At 47.6% G+C, this 16,092-nt stretch carries 11 protein-coding genes; 5 read left to right on the plus strand and 6 right to left on the minus strand.

The window, feature by feature from the left end; translation table 11 throughout:
• The first annotated feature begins 209 nt into the window (after positions 1–209).
• Both KDK16_RS00245 and KDK16_RS00250 read left to right on the plus strand, forming a co-directional pair.
• On the plus strand, positions 210–2,300 hold the full coding sequence (locus KDK16_RS00245) for a type I secretion system permease/ATPase (protein ID WP_257274171.1): 2,091 nt from the start codon (positions 210–212) through the stop codon (positions 2,298–2,300).
• Positions 2,297–3,631: an HlyD family type I secretion periplasmic adaptor subunit gene (locus tag KDK16_RS00250; protein WP_257274172.1), complete on the plus strand. Its 1,335-nt coding sequence runs from the start codon at positions 2,297–2,299 to the stop codon at positions 3,629–3,631. Before KDK16_RS00245 ends, KDK16_RS00250 begins: the two co-directional genes overlap by 4 nt.
• A 248-nt stretch (positions 3,632–3,879) precedes the next feature.
• Here KDK16_RS00250 and KDK16_RS00255 read toward each other — a convergent pair whose 3' ends face one another.
• Positions 3,880–4,791, minus strand: a complete 912-nt coding sequence (locus tag KDK16_RS00255) for a LysR family transcriptional regulator (RefSeq protein ID WP_257274173.1) — start codon at positions 4,789–4,791, stop codon at positions 3,880–3,882.
• A gap of 109 nt (positions 4,792–4,900) precedes the next feature.
• Between KDK16_RS00255 and KDK16_RS00260 the strand changes: the two genes are divergently transcribed.
• A complete protein-coding gene (locus tag KDK16_RS00260; RefSeq protein WP_257274174.1) occupies positions 4,901–6,919 on the plus strand; it encodes an alkyl/aryl-sulfatase in 2,019 nt (672 codons plus the stop codon).
• A gap of 292 nt (positions 6,920–7,211) precedes the next feature.
• Complete coding sequence (locus tag KDK16_RS00265) at positions 7,212–7,787, plus strand: cyclin-dependent kinase inhibitor 3 family protein (protein ID WP_257274176.1); 576 nt, start codon at positions 7,212–7,214, stop codon at positions 7,785–7,787.
• Positions 7,788–7,849: 62 nt separating this feature from the next.
• On the opposite strand, the gene KDK16_RS00270 is transcribed toward KDK16_RS00265, so the two are convergent.
• Entirely contained in the window at positions 7,850–11,038 is a 3,189-nt protein-coding gene (locus KDK16_RS00270; protein ID WP_257274178.1) for a CHY zinc finger protein, read from the minus strand.
• Positions 11,039–11,365: 327 nt separating this feature from the next.
• Between KDK16_RS00270 and KDK16_RS00275 the strand changes: the two genes are divergently transcribed.
• Positions 11,366–11,773, plus strand: a complete 408-nt coding sequence (locus KDK16_RS00275) for a VOC family protein (protein WP_257274179.1) — start codon at positions 11,366–11,368, stop codon at positions 11,771–11,773.
• A gap of 204 nt (positions 11,774–11,977) precedes the next feature.
• Here KDK16_RS00275 and KDK16_RS00280 read toward each other — a convergent pair whose 3' ends face one another.
• The 4 genes from KDK16_RS00280 to KDK16_RS00295 all read right to left on the minus strand — a co-directional run.
• Positions 11,978–13,546 (minus strand): WD40 repeat domain-containing protein, encoded by a 1,569-nt coding sequence (locus KDK16_RS00280; RefSeq protein WP_257274180.1) that lies wholly within the window; start codon positions 13,544–13,546, stop codon positions 11,978–11,980.
• A gap of 155 nt (positions 13,547–13,701) precedes the next feature.
• Positions 13,702–13,968, minus strand: a complete 267-nt coding sequence (locus KDK16_RS00285; RefSeq protein WP_257274181.1) for a WD40 repeat domain-containing protein — start codon at positions 13,966–13,968, stop codon at positions 13,702–13,704.
• A 36-nt stretch (positions 13,969–14,004) separates the two neighbouring features.
• Positions 14,005–15,528 carry a hypothetical protein gene (locus KDK16_RS00290; protein WP_257274182.1) on the minus strand — a complete coding sequence of 508 codons (1,524 nt, stop codon included), beginning with the start codon at positions 15,526–15,528 and terminating at the stop codon, positions 14,005–14,007.
• Positions 15,529–15,899: 371 nt separating this feature from the next.
• Positions 15,900–16,092, minus strand: a 193-nt coding sequence (locus tag KDK16_RS00295; RefSeq protein WP_257274183.1) for a hypothetical protein, incomplete at its 5' end; no start/stop codon positions are given.

Genomic DNA, 16,092 nt, shown 5'->3' on the forward strand with positions numbered 1-16,092 from the left:
CCTCAATTTCTTGCAATCCTCGCTACGGACGCTTAAGTCCGACAGGCTGCTAGAACTACTTAAGGGTAGGTGATTTTCCTCCGCTCTGCTTTTTCTTAAATGCTTCATGAATGGTGGGGCCTTTCGATGGATTATGGCGGTCCTGATATTCATGCTCTACTCTAACTTAGCGTTCCACTGTCGTTGAGAACATGACTAAGGCGAGCGAAATGAGCCGGGATCCCATACTGAATTGCCTGGTCTGGCTGGCAAACTATTATGAACGGTCGGTCTCTCCTGAAGTTGTTTTATCGGGTCTTCCTCTTGAAGATGGATTTATTCCTGAGCATCTGCTTAAAAGAGCGGCTGAAAATGCAGGGCTACTGACGTATGAAAAAACACTAAACCTTTCCGAAGCGGGTCTGCCAAAGGGCAGCCTTCCTTGCCTGGCGTGGTGGCAGGATTTGCCGATCATTATTCTTGCTGTTGAGGATGGCCAGATCAGGCTGCTGAATCCTTCGGAGCCATCAAAACCTTACTATTTTTTAGTTGAAGAGTTTCAGAAAAGCACCCGTGATGTTCTTATTTTGTTTAGTCCTGCCAGTATCAGAGACGATCGGGAACCGGACCTGGAACCCGCTTTGCATGAGCACTGGCTCTGGGGGGCTCTCCTGGCTGGAAGGGCCATCTATCGGGAGATATTGCTGGTTTCACTGCTGGTTAATCTCTTTGCGCTGTCCGTTCCCCTGTTTGTTCGTCTGGTCTATGACCGGGTTATCCCGGGTATGGCCATGGGAACACTCAATGCTCTGACATTAGGAATATTGTTGGTCATTGTCTTTGAGTTTTCTTGCAGATACCTGAGAAACCGGTTTATTGATCTGGCTGCCAAAAAGTCTGACCTGCTCACAGCCAGCCGGATTTATGCCAAGGTTATGGCTATGCAGTTATCAGCCAAACCTGCTTCCACAGGAGCGTTCGCCCGACAGCTTCAGGACTTTGACGCCATCAGGGAATTTCTTACGTCCACCTGCCTTATCGCTGTGGTGGATATTCCTTTTGTTTTGGTTTTTCTTCTGGTGATTGGTCTTCTTGCCGGCGGACTGGTCTGGATACACATTGTTGCCATTGCGTTGATGGTTCTGGTGAGTTTGGTGATACAACCCGCATTGCGCCGCACTATAGAAGAGAGTGAGCGCTTGTCAGCAAGAAAGCAAGGAGATCTGGTTGAAAGCCTGACCGGTATGGAAACTCTGAGGCTGGCGGGCGCACAGTGGCGTTTCCAAAAACGTTGGGAGCAGGCTGTAGGTCAAATGGCCACCTGGGGGTTAAAGACCCGGACGATCACCGGAACAGTGACAGTGGTTGCACTTTGTGCACAGCAGCTGACGACAGTGGCCGTTATCTATTTCGGGGTGAATGCCATCAGTATTGGCGTGATCAATCTGGGGGCGCTCATAGCGGTTATGATGTTAACCGGCAGAGCTATGGCTCCTTTCATGCAACTGGCTCTATTGGCAACCCGCTACCATCAGGCAAAGACTGCCTACAGGGTCACCGGGCAATTAATGGCTCAACCGGATGAACAACAGACCGGCCATCATTTTCGCAATCTGGGTCGGCTCGAAGGCAGGATTGGCTTTGAGCAGGTGTCCTTCAAATATCCGGGAGCTGCAGTGCCTGCGCTGGTGGACTTGACTCTGAAGATTCCATCAGGTGAAAAAGTAGCTATTGTGGGACGGTCTGGTTCCGGCAAGTCAACGCTGGCCAGAACTCTGGCTGCGCTCTATACGCCCGAACAGGGACGAATCACATTGGATGATATTGATATCAATGATATTCATCCTCGCCACTTGAGGAAGAAAGTTGGTTTTCTGGCCCAGGAGCCCTGGCTTTTCCATGGCACGATAAAAGACAACATTATTCTGGGTCATAACGACGTTGAAGAAGCAGCTCTATTATTTGCAGCACAGGCATCTGGAGTCGGTGCCTTTACAGGGATGTCACTGGCTGGATTGGAATACCATGTTGGAGAGGGTGGACAGAGGCTCTCTGGTGGTCAGCGTAAAGCTGTCGCATTGGCCAGAGTTCTTTTGAATAAGCCCGATGTGCTGGTGCTGGACGAGCCCACTGCTCATATGGACAGCCTGCTGGAGGACCAGATACGTCAGACTCTTGCTGATCTTCCAGCCACCACCACATTGATATTGATGACGCATAGAAGCAGTCTTTTGGATGTAGTCAGTAGAGTTATTCTGCTAGATGGAGGGCGGTTGGTTTCAGATAAGGCCAGAGAAGACATCAGGGCTGAGCCGTCATGAAGGAAGAAAGTCGCTGGCAGAGATGGTTGCTAGAAACAGCCGGAAGCCGTGATCAGGCAAGACTGCTTGATCTTTCTGTTTACAGCCGATGGTTTGTCTGGATGCTTCTGGCTTTTCTCGTTGTGCTGATTCTCTGGTCATGCTGGGCGGAACTTGACGAGGTTGTCACCGGTTATGGTCGGGTAGTACCTGACAGCCGGGTGCAGCTGGTACAGAGTCTGGACGGAGGCATATTGAAGTGGGTAGGGGTCAGGGAGGGGGATCATGTCAACAGGGGCGATACACTGGTGCAGGTAGATGAAACCCGTTACCGGTCCAACTTGATGGTGAATGAAACCGAACTGGAAGACACAGCATGGGAAGTTCTGAGACTTGAAGTGGAATTGAATTCACTCCACGAGAAGGAAGGTCAATGGCAGATTACTCGATCTGAATTACCGGATAAATTCCATGCAGAACCTGTTGACTTGATGAGGCTTGAACAGCAGAACGCTATTCTTGATAAGAGATTAGAGTCGTTTATAAGTCAGCTCGATATATTGTCTATCCAGGAAAGTCAGAAGAGTCAGGAGCTGAAAGAGCATCGACAGAAAATAAAAACCCTGAGCCGTAGTGACAGCCTTATCGAAGAAGAACTGAAGCTGAAAGAGCCTCTCGTTCGCGAGGGGCTGGTCACTCAGGTGGATATTCTGGGGCTGCAGCGTCGAGCCAATGAATTGAAAGGTGAGCTGGAGAGTGCAAAATTGATGGAGCCCAGACTGGCATCCGCTTTGAGTGAAGCTCGCAGTCGTTACAGAAGCACAGCTGTGCGCTACCGGGCAGATGTCCAAAAGGAACTGCAGTCGGCTCGCGAGCGTTTGGGAAGATTGACTGAAGGGCAGGTGGGGCTTAAGGACAAAGTCCACAGAACGTCGCTTTCAGCCCCAGTCAGTGGTCTGATAAAAGTGGTTCATGTGAATACGCCGGGCAGTGTTATTCAACCCGGTGCCACGTTGATTGAAATTGTCCCTGAAGGTGACAGTCTGGTGGTTGAAGCTCAGGTGAAACCATCCGATATTGCTTTTCTGAGATCAGGTCAGAATGCCCAAGTGAAACTGACGGCTTATGAAAATGCTTCCTACGGAAGTCTTAAGGGAACATTGGAGTCGATCAGTGCGGACACACTGGAAGATGATCGGGGGCAGCCTTATTACCGGATCAGGGTAAAGTTACCCACCACTGAAGATCAGTGGCCTGTTCTGCCAGGTATGACAGCCGTAGTCGATGTGCTTACCGGGAGCAGAACCGTCATGAATTATCTGATGGCACCAGTTCTGAAAGCCATACAATGAAACGAAACTGAATCGGGTGATTTGGTACGTTTTGAGCTTTCTTTCCAGCTAATCGAACTGCCGATAAGCCATAGGCGACCAAACCAAACAGGGGGAGACTTATGATATTTTCACCCATTTGCAACCTCCCTATTCAAGCCCTGCCAGAACCCAACAGCGAGATGGGCATTTTTTACGAGTCTATGTATTCCTGACAGGGGGTGGTGAAAGGCAGATGATAATGAGAAAAATGATTTGTCCGCCCTGGTCTATTTACCCCTTAACTCTGTGACATAAGACAGAATTTTGCTACGCAACCAGCAGTTGGTTTTGCTATTGCGGACCCGGCTATGGGCTAGCAATTTGTAGTTAATGGGCAAAGTACGAAACGGTATTTTCATGACCTGTAAACCAAATTGTTGAGAAAATATCTTCGCCAGACTGCTGCTCATAGTACCAATACTTTCACTACTGGCTACCAGAGCCATTAACGCAAGCAGGGAGTCGCACTCAGCCATAACTTTCCTTGGTTGTAGGGGCTCTTCCGTAAAAGAGTCTGCGACAAATTTATTTTCACGCCTCAGTTTCAACGTTATATGTTTTTCCTGATAAAACTGCTCAGCCGTAATGCTTCCCTGGATTCTGGGATGGGATCGGCTGGCAATCAGGCAGATCTGGTCAGTAAACAAAGGCTGGGTAAAATAAGATAAGGTAGAGACATGAGCAAAATCTATTGCTAAATCCGCTTGCCGCAAATTGAGCTTATCAAATAACTCCTCCTCATTGGTCGGTGTTGGGTAAAGCACTATTTCCCGGTTTTCCAATGTTAAGTCTGCTTCAATCCTGGGGAGCATTACCAGCATTACGGGCTCTGGGGTATACACGACGAACCGGCGCTTTCCGTGATGGCTGAGTCCCTGCATATCACTGAGAGTATTGTTTATAGTTTCCAGAGCGGGCTCAATCTGGCGGGCTATTTCGTGGGCAAAATCCGTTGGCGCAATGCCTCGGCCATCACGGACAAACAGAGTATCTCCCAATTGGTTTTGCATTCTCTTTAATACGCCACTCACGCCGGGTTGGGTTAACTCCATAACCTCAGCCGCCACTGTGATTGATTGATAGCGATAGACCGCCAGAAAAACTCGCAGGAGATTAAGATCGAACTTTGATGCTTTCATCAACATATAACCAGCAGTGATGATTAAACTAAAAAATGCTAAATATATCATTATGAATTAAGCCATTAAAGTGATCGGGTCTTCAGTTCAACCGTGAATAAGGACCACTATGAAACCGACACAGACTCTCTCAGCCATTACCCTTGCTATTCTTGCTTCGTTTAATGCAAGTGCTGAATATACCAGCCTCGAGGACTATCAGGGCAAACCTGCCACTGCCCATACTCAACGAGCAAACCAGAACCTGGCAAAAAACCTGCCATGGAAAGATGTCTCCGCTTTTGATCGTAACCGCAAAGGGCTGATCGCAGAATTTGGCAATCATGCTGCGGGAGAGCTGAAAAATCGTTTTCAGTACATGACGGATATGTCGATTGACGAAATACCTGCCACGGTCAATCCGTCTATATGGCGTCAGGGTATGCTGAATTATACGGCGGGTGGCTTGTATCAGGTGACGGATGGTATCTATCAGATTCGTGGGGCTGATCTATCCAATATGACCATTTATCGTTCTGAAAACGGCTATGTCATTCATGATCCGCTGTTGTCCCGGGAGACAGCCGCAGCTGCCTGGGATTTTGCCAAAAAACACCTGCCTGAAATCAATGGAGAGCATAAAATTACCGGGATGATCTACTCCCATATGCATGCTGATCACTTTGGTGGTTCCAGGGGGGTTTATGAGTCCGGCAACTTCGACGAAGCTGCGCAAATCTACGCGCCAAAAGATTTCATCAAAGAGCTGGCTGACGAAAACGTCATCGCTGGCACTGCTATGGGCCGCCGGGCAAACTATCAGTACGGAACAACGTTAACCAATAGTACCAAAGGCATCGTTGACAATGCTCTGGGGTTGGGTACGTCAAGGGGCGAGGTCACTCTTGTGGCGCCTACGACAGAAATTACGTCACGTGAAAAAGTGATCAATATTGATGGCCTGGAGTTTCACGCCATAAATATGCCGGGCGCTGAAGCACCTGCGGAAATGGTGCTCTATGTTCCGCAATACCGCTCACTCAATACCGCTGAGCTTACTTATGACGGTATGCATAACATCTACACCTTCCGGGGAGCAAAAGTTCGTGATGCACTGGTCTGGACCAAGTATCTGACTGAACTGAAAATGCGTTTTGTGGATTCCGGAATGGTTGACAGTATTCACGCTGCACACTCAGCACCGGTCTGGAATGATCCGGCCACTGAAAATAACGAAATTGCCGAGTATATGACTCTGCAACGGGATAACTATGGCTTTATTCACAATCAGGCCATGCGTCTGGCTAACCATGGCACCACTATTAACGACGTAGGTCGTGAAATTGAGAAGCTGGTGCCAGAGGATCAAAAACAGACCTGGCACACCAATGGCTACCACGGTTCGTACAGTCATAACGCCCGTGCGGTAGTCAATTTATATCTTGGTTATCACGATATGAACCCGGTAAACACCAACCCGCTGGAAACCAGAGACAAGTCATGTGTTTATGTCAAGGCTGCGGGTTCAGAGACACTCTATGGTGCGGGAGTTTCACACTTCAATAACGGGCAATATCAAGCAGCATCCCAGCTGTTCAATGATCTGGTGCAGTGTCACCCTGATAACCTGGATTATCGCTATGCACTGGCTGACAGCTTTGAGCAACAGGGTTATCAGTCAGAAACCATGGCGTGGCGCAATTCCTACTTGCAAGGTGCAGTGGAGTTAAGAACCGGAGAGATCAAACCATCCATTAAGCTAGCCTCTGCAGACGTTATTGCTAATACGCCAACAGGCATGTTTCTCGACTTTCTGGCGGTTCGTCTGAATGCCGAAAAAGCGGAGCAGGCGGGTTTAGACTTTAGTTTTGGCCTTTATCACCCAGACTTGGAGCAGCGTTTCTTTGGTGAGGTTTCAAACGCCAATATGAGTAATATAGAAGTTGAAACACTGCCGGAAACGGATGTTGAACTGGTCATTCAAAAAACTGACCTGACAAAAATGGCGCTGGGTCAAACTTCCCTGAAAGCTCTACTGAAGTCCGGTGATGCTGAGATCAAAGGCAACGTGGAGCTAATAGAAAAGCTGTCAGCAACTCTGGATGACTTTGACGGAATGTTTGAGATCATTCCAATGCCTGCCAGCTAATTACTTTTTTGAATGATTTTTTGGTTGAGATGAACAACAGGAGTCATCTCAACCTTGTCAGGTTCCGATATTTATACCAACAAAGGGTTTGCGGACGAGAGCAGTAAAAAGTGTTCAAGAGTTAACAGAATGAGTGTTCAAGCGCTGTCAGAATATGCATGAGCCGATTATAAATTTAATTGGCTCAAAGAACAGGATTAAGCGGTATCAGGTATTGAGTCATCAATGTATGCTTCCCGAATATGTGGGAAAATCAATCATCAACTCAGAAGACAGACTGGAAATCACTTGAATGCCAACATCACAGTCACATCCTTTACTCATTGATACCGTCTCTATTCCCGGAGGGGGAATTCTGGGCATGACCGCTGCACCCGGTATAAAGAGGCAGTCAGTGTTTGGAGAGGACCAGAGCCGGGATCTGGCCACAGACATTGCAGCTATAAAAAAATGGGGTGCAGTGCTGGTGATTTCTCTGATTGAAGAACATGAATTTCAAATCCTGGGTATCAATGAGCTTGAAAATGAAGTCAACAATGCAGGGATAAAGTGGCTGCATTTGCCGATAAAAGATTTCTCCATTCCCGATGTCCGGTTTGAAGAGCATTGGAAACAGTCAGTTAACACGATCTATCGTTACCTGGATCAGGGCGAGAAAGTATTAGTTCATTGTCGTGGAGGGTTGGGACGAACGGGACTGCTGGTTGCCAGACTGCTAATGGCCTATGGTGCCTCATCTGATGAGGCTATTTCAAAAGTGCGAGAAGCCCGAACCGGAGCCATAGAGACCAAAGAACAGGAAGATTACTTGCGATCCATGCCCTCAGCTAATCACCTCATCAGCACTCAAGAAGGTAAGTTTGAATGATGCCTCCGGCGCAGCATACCCAAAGGGCTCATCAGCGGCGACTATTAAACCAGGTCAGACGGTTATTCATGGTTTTCAACTATCTGGCTATATAAAGGGCGCTTGCAAACAAGGCAGGTTCTAATCTCATGTTGAAGCATTACAACGGCGCATTCCTCATGAATCACGTGGGAGCAGCAGAGCAATATCCTGCAACCGCAGAAAGTGTCTTCCAGGCAGATAAAGCACTCATCGGAGCCAGCGTTTTCAAGGCATTTGTGATTACCCTTCAGGTTTATAGTCAGACAGGCACCGCAACCATCACAGTGAAAGGCTTTATCTGCGTATATTCGACAAATGCCGCATTTGTCGCAGTGAAAGGGGTTGTTGGCTGTTGAGGCGAAGTGTTTGCATTTTGCGCAGTAATATTGCGACATTTGCTTCTGGCATGCTGGGCATGTCTGAGAGTTTTCCGTAATATCTCCCTCATATCCACATAAAGAACACTTAAGCCGTATTGCATTCCACGCCTTCAGTTCAGCTTTACATAGAGATTGTTTGTTTTCGTTATGACATTTATGGCAAGGGAAATACCCTTCGCAGCAAGCAAAACCGACAGAGCAAAACCGTTGGTAATGGTTGCAGAATGGCGCTTTGCTTTCCTGCCGCGATGGTCCTTGTAAATGCTCATTCGACCCGCTTGCCTGCTCATCGCAGGTGCTCGATTGCTGGCAAGGAGCAGAATCCTCTGCGTGATTGCTCCGCATCGCCAGGCTGGCCGCTGCCATTTGTCGAGGTGCCGGATGGGGCATATCGATTACCGATTGTTGACTATGCTCATCCTTCGCTATTTGAAGTCGTTCTTCCAAGCGTTCGTTGTCAGCTTGCAAACAGTTCACGCGACTCCGTAAATCATGATTCTCTGATCTTAACCCTTGAAACTTTGTAGTTAACTCTTCAATCTGTTGCTTTTCTGTCTGCTGTCTTTCAATCTGCTGTCTTTCAATTTGTTGTATCAGTTGTCTTCTTTTCTCTCTTTTTTTCTCAGAGATTTTTTTTAGCGCATAGACTTTTTCAAGACTGAGGTGCTCATTTACAGCACGTCCTGTCCGCCGCCTTTCTATCATTTGTCTTTCAATTTTTTGTAACTGTTGTCTTTTTTTCTCTTCTTTTTGCTGAGCGATTCTTTTCAGTGCATTTACTGTTTCATGGCTGAGATGCCCATTTACAGCACGTTCTAACTTCCCCAAATCGTGATTCAAATGTTGAGGTTCATGGTTGTCGGGGCTGCTGCCAGCATTACATGAACTTCCCGGAGTTATCACTGAGGCATCTGAAGGCAGTCCGTGGATCTGTCTTGTTTGAACAGACAAAGATGGTTGGGAATAAGGTTGGTCAACGAGAAGTGAATGATCTGGAGCAGGCACCTGAGTTAACAGTTTATTTACGAAATGTTTTAATTCATGAAAAGATGGGTGTTGGTGAAATTGTATAAAGGTATCCAGGAAACAGGTAGGAAATGTCAATGATTGTTCATTAATCATAACATCATGCCTTGTCGCTAAATCTGATATTTCCCCCAAAAGATTACGAATAAGTTCAAGTGGGTTTGAATAGATCAGGAACAAATGAGCGAAGAACTCAGTAAAGCAACATTTTTCAAATTGTCCTATGGGTGGCTGTTGGTCATATTGATTGGCCCCATGGATTATGTCCAGAAGAATTTTATACAAAATCCTCAGGTTGTTGTCAGCTTGGGGCAGTACCCGATCGGGTGGCATCGGTTGGAGTGACAGCATGTCAAGGTCATTCAAAGTCCGTGTTTTATCGCTTGTGGCTTCTATCAGCTGCTCGATAAACCGGTTACGTGATGAATTCTCTTTGAAAGAACGCTGCAGTTGCAACACCGCCTCAATAGGAGTGACAGGATTACCCCTGCTGTTCGTGCCCACTGTTTCCAGAACCTGCAAACGCTGAGGCATGTCTAGCTCATCCAGTATTTGCCTCAGCTTAAAAACGGCTCTGGATGAACCGCTTTCAATGGTGGCAATAAGCTGGTTCGCAAGTTCCAGAAGGTCTTGAGTCGACGCATTTTTTTCACTCTCCTCTCCATTATCTCCATTGTCGTCTTTTCTGTTATTCCCATCTCCAGTGCCATCGTTGTGTTCTCCCGGTGATCTGCTCTCCTGATCTTCAGGTTTATCTCTTTGCTCTTTTTGATGATCGTTATTTTCGTCCTTTGGTTCTTTGTCTGGTACCCTGCCAGAAGGTTCTCCATCCCCGATACCTGTCTTTAATCGACCCCCATGATGTGTCTTCAAAGCTGTACGTTCAAGAAACAGTTTTAAACAGCCAAGCTGCCATTGAAGGTTTTCGCTGGCTGGGCAAGAAGTGGCGGCACGCTGGAAGAGGGTGTTCCAGAAATCAGCATCGGTCAGTTGCTCAATATTCAGGAAATCAAGCCAACCAACGGGTATAACGGCTTCACCGGATGAGCCATCGGCGTTAACGCGTGTCATTTTTAAACGCGCCGGGGACAGCTGTTCCTCAAACGAGGTAGAGTCCTTTCCTATGGACATCAGCCATGAGACGACGGGTTTCAGAACAATCAGGTCGATTTCGAATAATCCCGATAGCCCGCCACCTCTTCCTCCCCGGGGGGGAGGGTGAGATGAGTAGAAGAAGCCGCCGTTGCCGCTTCCGGGAAAATCGGCGTTGGTAGCGAGCTTGTCTCCTGTCAATGTCAGTGTATTATTCCGGGTTTGCCGGGTTTCCAGCCGATTGCCCGTCATTTTGTCGGAGTAGGCCAGAAGAGTGAGTGGAGTAGTATGAATTTTGCTGTTCAGGAGTTGATGGGTGGTTAGGGAAGCCAGTTCCGGTCTGTCCGCCGTCATGGATTTCAAGCGAGCAAGTGTGCCATTTTTAGAGCTTTTTTGGAAAGCGGGGGGTTGTGTTCTGTTCACTATCACTAGTTGATAGCAGTAGTCGCTCAGGTTATTCGTGACTAATATTGCGATACTGTTCGAGTCTGCTGACACCAAAGGCGCCTTAAAGCAGAGGATGTTGTTTTGGTCATTGAAACCTTCCGGAAGCAGCAAGCTCACTTGCCACTGACTCACACCCCGGGGATCTGTGCCATCATTGATTTCAACCTGAACCATTTGGCCATCGGGACTATGCCGTTCAATGAAGGTTGAGGGGTAACATAGTGGCACAATCGCCGTTGCTAGCAGAGAAACAACAAATGCTGTGAATAAGCGGTAAAAATGCATTTAAATCTCGCTAAATCACTCTTGCCAATATTATTAACAAGGGGCTATTTGTCCAACAGAAAAGCGCCAGAACAATCTGTGCTGACTTTCTGCCCTGGAAAAGTAAAGGAACATCATTGGGCATTCTTGTTATTCGCAATAGAAACACAGGATAGCCAAGAATTTCTGAATTGCTATATGGGTCACTTTCTCTTTGCCACAGTAAATGAGATGAAACTGGCAGTGTTTGGTTTTTACATAGCTGGGTGGTATTGATAAATTGGGATAGAACACTTTCAGTGGTTAAACAACAATAGTCAGGCTCAATGACCAGTCTGATGGAGGCGGATGGTGATACCAGTCAAAAGAATTAACCATGTGGGCATACGGGTAAGCAATCTTCAGACGACCAGGGATTTTTATGAACAGCTCGGTTTTCGGTTTCTGGCTGGCCCGGTGGGGCCAGAGCCGGTTGCCATTATGGAGCACCCTTGCGGCGTCAACCTTAACTTTATTCTGAACGCAACGGTTCAGCCTGGGGAGAATATCCTGATGGACGTTGACCAGAAACACCCGGGCTATACCCATATGGCTCTTGAAGTGGATGATATCATCGAGGTTCAGGGGCGGTTACAAGCACTCGGGATTGCCATCACAGAAGGTCCCATTTCAACAGAGGGTGGTTCAATATTGTTGTTTATCCGTGACCCTGATCGAAATGTGATTGAGTTTCATCAGTCGGCGGGTAGAAGATGAGTCAGTGTACCTCTGCCTTTTAATCAGGGGAGGACTCTGAGATCGATAAGCTCGTAACACTCTTACTGACAGAATTTATTACGGCATCCAATACAGATGCACTTGCAGTCAGAAGCTGACACAGTTAGTGGGTATAGTTACCGGAAAAAAAACCGATCAGGGCTTTTGCAGAGAAGAAGATGATGCATTCTGCAATCGATAGCGTCACTCAGTGACAGCAAGCAATGAATTATTGCTTCGTAGTTCAGTGATTTTCACCGAATGGTCGCTGGAGGCGGTCACCACCTGGCGACCGTCGGCACTGAAGGTGGCAGAGTAGATCCTGCCATTATGGGAAACGCTGGCTTTTTCTAACCATGACCCATCGGGCTCCTGGCCAATGATTTTCGCCGTTCCGTCTCTACTGGTAGTCACCAGATGGCGGCCATCAGGGCTGAAAGTGGCTGATAAGACCCCGAACCCATACTGATGGAAAAAGATGGCTTTTGGTTGCCATGATCCATCGGCTTTATGAGCATAGATTTTTACCGTGTCATCGTCACTGGCAGTCATCAGATAGCAGCCATCGGGACTGAAGGTGGCTGAGTTGACACAGTCATTATGGTGAATGGTGTCTTCTGGTTCCCATGAACCATCGTTATAGCCATAGATTTTCGCCGTTTTATCATCACTGGCGGTCACCACATACTGGCCATCGAGGCTGAAGGTGGCTGAGTTGACCCATTTTTTGTGGTTAATGATAGCTTCTACTTTCCAGGATCCATCGGCCTCCTGCCTATGGATTTTTGCCGTTTTGTCGCGACTGGAGGTTACTACATAACGGCCACCGGTGCTGAAGGTAGCTGATCGGATGTGATGATTATGGAAAAGGGTGGCTGTTAATTCCCATGATCCATCGGTCTTTTGGCTGTGGATTTGCGCCGTTTCATCGCAACTGGCGGTGACTACATGGCGGCCATCGCTACTGAAATTGGCTGATTCGACAATATTATTATGGAAAAGGGTGGCTGTTAATTCCCATGATCCATCGGTCTTCTGGCGCAGGATCTTGGCCGTCCCATCCAAACTGGCGGTCACCACCTGATGGCCATCGGGGCTGAAAGTGGCTGACTTGACCCAGAAGTCATGAGGAATGGTAGCTTTTATTTTCCATGATCCATCCGCTTTATGAACGTAGATTTTCGCCGTGCCATCGTCACAGGCGGTGACCAGGTGGCGGCCATTAATACTGACGCTGGCTGAGTTTACGCAGTCCTTTTCGTGAATCGTTGCTGTTGTAGCTAATTTGAATGTTTTACATTCAGACATCAGTTTTGTCGTAGTGAAAAAAAACAGGGCAGGTACATTAACCCTCTCCGGATTGCGGTCTGTGAGTGATTTCACTAACGCCTGATCATTTGTGAAGGACTCTAACCAATCATTGAGTTGATCATAATTTTTGCTGTTGATAGCTGTCCTTAGTTGATGCTGGTGTGATGAAGGAAACCGGCGATACCACGCTTTTGCCAGAGTATTATCTTGTTTGATACCATCGCGAAGTTGGGTACACACCCTTTCTAAACTGACAATATCCCGAAGTTGCAAACGGCTGCAAATCATGGGGCTTAATAGAACAGAAAAATACTGAAATAAAGGTCTATCCTTTTCCTTCATGTTAGCTACAACAACCGATCTACCTGCACTGACACATGATGACGAACGTTCCAATTGAGCTCTCATGGGTCGCGGCGGGTTTGACTCAGCAATGCAGGTATTGCTCTCTATTCCATGCACTTCTGATTCCTCCAAAAGTAGGTATTTATCTCCGATCAGCAAGGGCAGTCAATGTTGATACCGGAAAGTTGGAGTCAATTTTAGAATGAAAGTTCATAAAATGTTGTTAAGGGCAACAAGCAGAATTTCTGTCTTTCAGCGCACACAAGATGGCGTCACTCAGTGATAGCATGCAATGAATTATTGCTCCGCAGTTCAGTGATTTTCACCGACTGGTCGCCGGAGGCGGTTACCACATAGCGACCATCGGCGCTGAAGGTGGCTGAGTAGATCCAGCCATTATGAGAAATGCTGGCTTTTTCTGACCATGAGCCACTGGTCGCCTGACCGATGAATTTCGCTGCTCTGTCGTCGCAGGCAGTCACCAGATGGTGGCCGCCAGGGCTGAAGCTGGATTGGCATGATTCATATCTGTTAAACATCTGGCCAGCTGTCAGGTACCTAAAGAAACTGACAGGTTATAGATTGAACAATATCGCCAGAATGCTCACGACGCCCAGGGCAGTGGGCACGACGGTTGCCTCCGCTGATGAAGTGGATCTCCTGCTATTAACGGGGGAGGGGCCGGTAATGTAAGTCTTTCGGGTACTGGAATCAGAAATCGTATCGGCTACCCGACAGATTTTTGAGCCGAAGAGCAAGTGACCTTCAATGTTGACCAGTCCACTTAAAGCCGTGTCTGTGGAATCATTGATGGCCGTCCAGGTATTCTCGATCTGACAGATTCTCGGTGGCGTGTGTGTTGGCGTAACGGTTGGACTCATCAATTTTTGGCACTCATCGACCAGTTCCAATGGGTCAACGGCCTTCAGGCTGAATGGTGCCAACACCTGTCGCCATGGATGAGTTGCCTGCAGGTGGTTACAGGCGAGAGCCAGTTCAACCTGCGCAAAGATGGTTATAGCGATCCCCGTTACCTGGATCTGATTGCCTGCCATATTAAAGCGAGGGCTCTCTGAATCGGTATCTGTGTGACCTATAAGCGCGAAACCTCCTTTTCTTGCAGTAATAGATTCACGACGTGTATTACCGTGATTGGAAATGTTGATGGAGTTTCTGAAGATATCCATTTGAGTCCCGGGTCCAAGAACAAGCTCGCCTGCTTCTGCCATGTTGCCCCGGAATGTGTTTCCAATAACAGCGATCCTTTTTGACTGGTTCCTGATGGCAGGAAGATTAATAAATAGCCCATCCTCGGGAATAAAGCTTTGGATTATATTTTTGAAATGTTTACCTATGAGCGTGTTATTGACGAACCGCAAGCCAGGGCCCGGGCGCATATCATTGGCAGCTGCATCCAGAGGTTCCCTGCATTCAACATCGACTGCGGCCCCGTAAAGAGCAAGATGAAATACGTTGTTTTCCAGATTCAGTCTCCGGTTATAGCACTGTGCTAAAACAACGGAGTCAATAGGGTTATGGATCGAATGTTGAGTTGGCTGAAAAGTAACGTGCGCTACGTGACTATCTCTTGTTTCTGAAAACCGGAAGTTTTCAGCAGTGCCAACCCTGATCATATGGTTGTCTGTAAAACCTGACTTAAGCATGATGACGATTTCCTCGCCATCATCAGCAGCTCCAAGAATGTCCTGTCCATCCTTCAACAGAATTTCATTGTGAATATAGTACTTAACAGGGGTGGGAGCATCGGGTGGAGAAGGCGTTGTTACTGTTGGGGCATCGGATGAGAGCAGTATAACGGTGTTTTCTGGAATCCGTTTTATCTGTTCACTTAAATCTTTTGCAGGATCGGCGTTAAGAACAATGCACTGTCGTCCGGAAACAAGGTTTTTATATTGGCTTAGTCGTTGCTTAACCCCCGTCGTATGCTCTGGAAGAGCGTCACACGACACTGTTTTAAGAGGAGCCAGAGATGGAGGTTCGGTTGAAGATGGGCTCGTCGCCCCTGCTTCCGGGCTCAGGGTTTGTAACAGGAAGACAGTAACGATTAGTTGAGTCAAGTAATGCCGACAATTCATCATGTGTAAGAATCCCCGGAAACGGGGAAAGACTCCTATGGGGTTATAGATTGAACAATAGAGCCAGAAAGGCCATGACTCCCAAAGCACCCATCACATTTCTGGTACTCGATGATGCCGTGGGGACTGTGCCAGTATAGAGAGCTTTTTTGGCACTGCCAGAAAAGGGCGGAGTTATTGTCTGGCAGTTTTCCGTGCCAAAGAAGAACAGTCCCTCGAGGTTGATTAAACCCCTGCAGGTGATTACATGCCAGAACCAGTTCAAGCTGCCCGCTGATAGAGATAGCTGGTTATCAGATGCTTTCCATCGTCAGTGAGAGCGGCTCAGTTGACTGAATGACGCCAGTAAGGCTCCAAGTACAAACAGAATGGCGTCACTCAGTGACAGCAGGCAATGAATGATTGCTTCGTAGTTCAGTGATTGTCACTGAATACGAATAGGCGTTGGAGACGGTTACCACATATCGACTATCGGCGCTGAAGGTGGCTGAGTTGACGAAGTTATTATGGCGAATGCTGGCTTTTTCTAACCATGCCCCATCGGCTTGCTGACCAATGATTTTCGCT

Source organism: Endozoicomonas sp. SESOKO4 (assembly GCF_024606275.1).